This is a genomic window from Noviherbaspirillum agri, from assembly GCF_054780595.1.
This window is the reverse complement of record NZ_BAAGWA010000036.1, coordinates 1-1923: the sequence shown is the minus strand read 5'-3', so window position 1 is coordinate 1923 and position 1923 is coordinate 1. Positions and strand designations below refer to the sequence as shown.

Annotated in this window: 1 protein-coding gene; it reads left to right on the top strand. The window is 62.3% G+C overall.

Features of this window, described 5'->3' with window-relative positions; genetic code table 11:
* Positions 1-440: 440 nt before the first annotated feature.
* On the top strand, positions 441-1923 hold a 1483-nt coding region (locus ACYVIA_RS22230), incomplete at its 3' end, for an FMN-binding protein (protein WP_460844481.1).

Here is a 1923-nt window from a genome sequence, read left to right as displayed (position 1 = left end):
GGACAAGCCGGGTGCGTTCTGGATTTACTGTACGCACTTCTGCCACGCGCTGCATCTTGAAATGCGCAGCCGTCTGCTGGTAGAGGCTTAAGCAGGAAAGCCGCGGGATGCCTTTGCTTCCCGCGGCTGCCGGCACCGTGCCGGCAGGTTTATTCCCTTCAAAGAATCCGAGGGGCGGTCTGGCATACGCCGACCGGCCCAAAGCAACCCTGCATCACCCGGCATATGCCAGGTGATGTTCCAGAGTCTATCTCGTAGGTACAGGCATATGTAGCTATCTACGAAATGGCCTTGCGTTACTAACCGCAAGGCACACAGCAATCTTCGAAACTATTCCCTGATTTTTATTTCCAGAAGGAGCGAACGTCCTTCTGTCGGTTCAGGGAGGGTGAAGAAATGGTTCTAGGTGCCCGGCACAGATTGAATCACTGATAGGCCTTATGACACGCTTAGATTCCTTCGTGCAGTTGCTGTTCAGACTACTCGCCCTGATGATTGCGAGTCTCAGCATCCTGCTGGCACCACAAGCCGCATTGGCGTCAATGTACGACTCGGAATTGACGCCGGAAAAACTCAGCGGGTCCGAGTTGTGCGCGCTCGCCCCCTGCGCCGACGTGCTGCCGGGCGCGAAGGAATTCTCCACCCGCAAGGGTTCGCCGCCGTACGTGGAGGGCTATGCCAACGATAACGGCGAGAAGAAGCTGGTCGGCTACGTGTTCCTGTCGACCGACATCGTCGACATCCCCGCCTATTCCGGCAAGCCGATCGTCACCCTGATCGGCATGGACACGCAGGGCATCATCACCGGCGTGCGCATCCTCAAGCATTCCGAGCCGATCCTGCTGCTGGGCATTCCCGAGTCGACGCTGGTCAACTTCATCGCGCAGTACCTCGGCCAGCGCGCCGACGCCAAGCTCGAAGTCGGCCACACCGCCGGCGGCAACGACACACAGAGCCTGGACGGCGTCAGCGGCGCCACCGTCACCGTCATCGCCGAGAACCAGGCGATCCTGCGCAGCGCCTATGCGATCGCCAGCCAGGTCGGCATCATCAAGAGCGTGCCGAAGCCGCCCGCGCGCTTCACCGCGCTCGACGAGCAGCTGAACTGGGCGGCCATGGTCAAGGAAGGCAGCGTTGCCCGCCTGCAGGTGCAGCCGGAGGAAGTCGGCCTCGACGGCAACGGCAGCCCCTACATCGACCTGTATTTCGGCTACCTCAACGTGCCGACCGTCGGCAAGAGTGTGCTCGGCGCCTACGGCTACGAGCGGCTGATGAGCCACCTGAAGCCGGGCGAGCATGCAATCTTTGTGGTGGCCAACGGCACCGGCTCGTTCAAGGGCTCCGGCTTCGTGCGCGGCGGCATCTACGACCGCATCCAGGTGCGGCAGGACCCGGACTCGTTCACCTTCCGCGACCTCGACTACGAGAACCTGTACCACCTGGAGCCGGCCGATGCGCCGGAATTCAAGGAAACCGGCATCTTCATCGTGCGCTCGGCCACCTTCAACCCGGCCTGGCCGTGGGACCTGACATTCCTCGCCAACAAGATCGTCGGCCAGAACGGCGCCCGCGTGTTTACCCGCTTCAACCAGGAATACTGGCTGCCGGCCCGCTATCTCGAAGGCGGCCGCCCGCATGTGGAGCGCCCGGTCGCCGCATGGAAGCAGCCGTGGCTCGGCCGCAAGCTCGAGATCGCCGTCTTTGTGCTGATGCTGGCCGTCACCGCCGGGCTGTATTCGCAGCGCGACCGGCTCGCGCGCATGTCCAGGCGCAAGAGCAAGCCGTGGATTTCCATCCCGCGCACGCTGTTGTGGATTGGCAGCGTCGGCTTCATCGGCTTCTACCTGAAGGCGCAGCCGAGCATCACGCAGATCATGACCTGGTTCCACTCGCTGATCCACCAGTGGCGCTGGGAACTGTTCC